This is a genomic window from Variovorax sp. 20P10.2.4, from assembly GCF_058244205.1.
In genome coordinates, this window is sequence record NZ_JBZAYE010001086.1 from 1 (window position 1) to 1,464 (window position 1,464).

Here is a 1,464-nt window from a genome sequence, read left to right on the forward strand (position 1 = left end):
CCCAGGCACGGCGGTGTTCCGCATGCGCGCGGTGCCAGCGGCGCCAGGCCTCGTGGTCGGCCGGCGTGGCCTCGCCCGAGCACAGCTGCGCGTACCAGGCGATCGCCTCCTTGCGCACGCGGGCCTCGTGGCCGGCGGGCAGGCCGATGTCGCCGGCCGGCGAATCGAGTTCGAAAGAGCTCATGGCGCGAGCAGATAGCAATGCTCGAGCGCCTTGAGCATGTAGTTGTTGACCGTGCGCACCGTCACCTGCAGCCGCTGCGCGATCTGCGCATAGGTCAGGCCCTCGAGCTGCGAGAGGATGAAGGCCTGGCGGATCGCGGGCTTCATGCCGTCGAGCATGGCGTCGATCGCGCTCAATGCCTCCAGCACGATCGCGCGCTCTTCGAGCGAGGGCGATTGGGGCTCGGGCAGCGCGGCCAGGGTCTCGAGGTAAGCGCGCTCGAGCGCGCGGCGGCGGTGGAAGTCGACCACCAGCCCATGGGCGATGGTCGCGAGGTAGGCGCGCGGCTCGGCGGCGGCCACCGGTTCCTTCTTGCCGAGCACGCGGACGAAGGTGTCCTGCGCGAGGTCGGCCGCGTTGTGCGGGCAGCCCAGCTTGCGGCGCAGCCACCCCTGCAGCCACCCGTGATGGTTGCTGTAGAGCGATTGCACTTCGTGCGGAGGCGCGAACTCGGCGGCCGACATGGCATCTCCCCGCAGCGACTGGCTGCGCTCAGGATTTAATACGAATGGTTCTCAATTGTAGCAGTCGACTTCGCACCCGGGTCTGGCCCGTTTGAAGTTGCAAACGATTCGCAATTAGAATCAAACGCTTACACCCGCACCGCCGCCACGCCGCCCGTGTCGCACAAGCACTCCATCGACTCCCCGCTGATCGCCGCGCTCGTGAGCCACTACGAAGAGCTGGTGGACCACGTGCGGCGCCTGAGCTTCGGCCGCGGCGAGCGCGGCGCCGCGCGCGAGATCGTGCACGAGGTCTGCGCCGACCTGATCGAGACACCGCCGCGCACGCCGATCCACACGCCGCTGGCCTTCCTGCGCATCCTCTCCAAGCGCCGCGCGGTCGACCGCTGGCGTGCCGAGCGCAGCCGCGACGCGCTGATCGAGCTGATGGCCGAGCCGCCCGAGGCGCTCGACCTGCACGAGCCGGCGCGCATCGTCGCCGCGCGCGAGGGCATCGAGGTGCTGGCCGAGGCCATCGCGGCGCTGCCGCAGCGCTGCCGCGAGGTGTTCGTGATGCACAAGGTGCACGAGCTGCCGCAGGCCGAGGTGGCGGCGCACCTGGGCATCTCGGTCAAGGCGGTCGAGAAGCATCTGCGCCGCGGCATGGAGGCCTGCGCCCGCGCGCTGGTGGATTTCCATGGCTGAGCGCCGCGACGCATCGCCTGCCATGGCGGGCGAACCCGCGAGCCAACCCATGGGTTTGCTCGCGCAGCCCGGCGGCGCCGCGCTCGACGAGGC

At 70.2% G+C, this 1,464-nt stretch carries 3 protein-coding genes; 1 reads left to right on the forward strand and 2 read right to left on the reverse strand.

From position 1 onward, the window contains the following. Nucleotides 1-184 (reverse strand): DUF4880 domain-containing protein (locus tag AC27VN_RS41300; protein WP_490880489.1); only part of this gene is annotated, 184 nt, incomplete at its 3' end. Next, complete coding sequence (locus AC27VN_RS41305) at nt 181-687, reverse strand: sigma-70 family RNA polymerase sigma factor (RefSeq protein ID WP_093349953.1); 507 nt, start codon at nt 685-687, stop codon at nt 181-183. The genes AC27VN_RS41305 and AC27VN_RS41300, both read right to left, overlap by 4 nt. A gap of 156 nt (nt 688-843) precedes the next feature. Between AC27VN_RS41305 and AC27VN_RS41310 the strand changes: the two genes are divergently transcribed. Next, the gene (locus AC27VN_RS41310; protein ID WP_398493014.1) at nt 844-1,371 is read left to right on the forward strand and encodes an RNA polymerase sigma factor; all 528 of its coding nucleotides are present in this window, start codon (nt 844-846) and stop codon (nt 1,369-1,371) included. Nucleotides 1,372-1,464: the final 93 nt, after the last annotated feature.

Bases quoted from the DNA above. Each gene is read 5' to 3' on its own strand.
- AC27VN_RS41305 (WP_093349953.1), bottom strand. From the start codon at position 687: ATGTCGGCCGCCGAGTTCGCGCCTCCGCACGAAGTGCAATCGCTCTAC.